The sequence below is a fragment of the Oleiphilus sp. HI0117 genome, assembly GCF_001635235.1.
Genome location: NZ_LWGA01001368.1, coordinates 1 through 2,039, shown reverse-complemented (window position 1 = coordinate 2,039; position 2,039 = coordinate 1). Strand labels below are relative to the sequence as shown.

The window sequence follows — 2,039 nt, the reverse complement described above, 5'->3', positions numbered from 1 at the left end:
AAGTCTTCTACCCGAACTCGTGTTTCTTTCGAGTCTGGCATGGCTCAATTTGGTGGTTCATCTCTATTTTTGTCTCCTCGGGATACGCAATTGGGTCGTGGAGAACCGGTTGAAGATAGTGCTAGGGTACTATCACGTATGGTTGATGCAATTACTATTCGAACCTTCGAACATGAGAAACTGGCATTATTTGCACGACACTCCTCGGTGCCAGTCATTAACGCCCTTACAGATGACTTCCACCCCTGCCAATTACTTGCCGATATGCAAACCTATCACGAACATAGAGGCTCAATCGAAGGCAAAAAAGTCGTATGGGTCGGTGATGGTAATAATATGTGCCATTCTTTCATTAACGCTGCAGCACTACTTAACTTCGAGTTGGTCATCTCATCACCCGTCGGCTACGACCCAAATAACGAGTTGCTCAAAAAGAATCAAAAACATGCTCATATTGTACGAAACCCAATTGCCGCCGTCAAAAATGCCGACTTAGTTGTAACTGATGTCTGGGCATCAATGGGGCAAGAAGAAGAGCAAAAAGAGCGCATCAACAAGTTTAAAGACTATCAAGTTAGCCCGGAACTAATGAGCGTAGCGAACTCTGATGCCCTATTCATGCATTGCCTGCCTGCACATCGTGGAGAAGAAATTAGTCACGACATGCTGGATCACCCCAGCTCAGTCGTTTGGGATGAAGCAGAAAATAGATTACATTCTCAAAAGGCACTTCTTGAGTTTTTATTGTGTAATGCTTAAGTAAACATAAGAAAGGATTTAGTAGCACGTGTCTTCACCAACAAAGATGAGCAATATACTCGAAGTTAACGATGTACAGTGCAACTATGAAAACCTAATCGTCATTAAAGACCTTTCTTTTAAGCTGGTCAGAGGTGATATAGCTTGTTTACTTGGGCCAAGTGGGTGTGGCAAAAGCACCATTCTCCGCGCTATCGCCGGCTTTGAGAATCTTGAAGCCGGCACAATCAATTTGAACGGCTTAACTATATCCAGTACCAACAAGGTACAAGCCCCCGAGAAAAGACGGATTGGCATGGTATTTCAAGACTATGCCCTCTTCCCCCACCTTAGCGTCAGCCAAAATATCGCTTTCGGCCTCACAGGCATTAAGGACAAAACCGAAAAGTCAGCTCATATTGAAAAGTTAATTCACTTAGTCGACCTAGATGGCTATCAAAACAGCTTTCCACATGAACTGTCTGGCGGGCAACAACAACGAGTAGCGCTAGCACGAGCTTTAGCGCCTGAACCCGAACTTATCCTACTAGATGAACCTTTTTCAAATCTTGATGCTGAGCTACGCAACCGTCTAAGCATTGATATCAGGAACATTCTTAAGACTTTAGGAATCAGTGCAATATTAGTGACTCATGATCAGAAAGAAGCATTCGCTATGTGTGACTATATTGGCGTTATTGATCAAGGAAAAGTTCAACAATGGGGAAAACCCTACGAGCTATATCACGAACCCGTAAATCCTTTTGTCGCTAGGTTTATTGGACACGGCACCTTTATCAAAGGTGAAACCTTAACACCCGATACCTTCTCAAGTGAGGTCGGTGTGATTCAAGGCAATCGTGCTTATAACTGGCCAGAAAAAACCATGATTGAAATACTAATTCGTCCCGACGATGTAATTTATAAACCAGGAGCAAACCTGAATGCCGTCGTCAGCTCGAAAATTTTTGCAGGCACCTCAACCCAATACCAATTAAAGCTTGCCTCTGATACGGCTCTCGATGTCATCTTCCCTAGCCACCAGGATTTTAATATCGGAGAAACCATTAATATCGCAATCGACGCAGAGCACCTGATTGCATATGAAGTATCAACCTAAACTAAATTGGCTTTAGTTGGCGCTGCAATGCTGTGACTCCTCAGCAGTGCGCTCAAAAAACTCAGCGTAAGTCTCAAGTAGTTCAGGCTTCTCCCAATGCAAAAAGTGCCCCACCCCTTTGACTAGCTGAAACTCTCCATTCGCCAGCATTTTAGTAGCTTTACGCGTGTCAAAGAGGTCC

2 protein-coding genes are annotated in these 2,039 nt (G+C 43.9%); both read left to right on the top strand.

The genetic code is table 11. The annotated features are described in order from the left end of the window. Positions 1–759: ornithine carbamoyltransferase (gene argF, locus A3757_RS23415; protein WP_068740376.1), on the top strand; the 759-nt coding region annotated here is incomplete at its 5' end. A gap of 28 nt (positions 760–787) precedes the next feature. Next, positions 788–1,858 carry an ABC transporter ATP-binding protein gene (locus tag A3757_RS23410; RefSeq protein ID WP_231878368.1) on the top strand — a complete coding sequence of 357 codons (1,071 nt, stop codon included), beginning with the start codon at positions 788–790 and terminating at the stop codon, positions 1,856–1,858. The last annotated feature ends 181 nt before the right edge of the window (positions 1,859–2,039 follow it).